This is a genomic window from Paraburkholderia sp. SIMBA_053, from assembly GCF_046534895.1.
Lineage (GTDB): Bacteria > Pseudomonadota > Gammaproteobacteria > Burkholderiales > Burkholderiaceae > Paraburkholderia > Paraburkholderia caledonica.
This window is the reverse complement of sequence record NZ_JAWRXU010001146.1, coordinates 1-255: the sequence shown is the minus strand read 5'-3', so window position 1 is coordinate 255 and position 255 is coordinate 1. Positions and strand designations below refer to the sequence as shown.

The 255-nt window shown below is 56.5% G+C and carries 1 protein-coding gene; it reads right to left on the bottom strand.

The features are described 5' to 3' along the window. Nucleotides 1-22: 22 nt before the first annotated feature. A partial coding sequence (locus SB753_RS39235) for a hypothetical protein (RefSeq protein WP_410805442.1) occupies nt 23-255 on the bottom strand: 233 nt, incomplete at its 5' end.

Below are 255 nucleotides of genomic sequence, written 5' to 3'. Positions count from 1 at the left end.
ACGATTTTTTGCCGCAAGATCACTACTCCATATTCTGCAATTCTGGCGCTGCGCGATAAGGCAGGAATGGCGATGCGCCACGACCTTCTTCATCGCTCATGTTGTGGATTCGTCCCGCGAGTGCGATGAGACCGATGGCGAACAGCCACGCCGCCAACCTTGTGTTCATCCGCCCCGTCGGCGGAGCAAACTGACGCCAAAGCACAACCAGCATCAGATAGACGAGAATCAGCTGGAAGCGGATGCCCGCATACG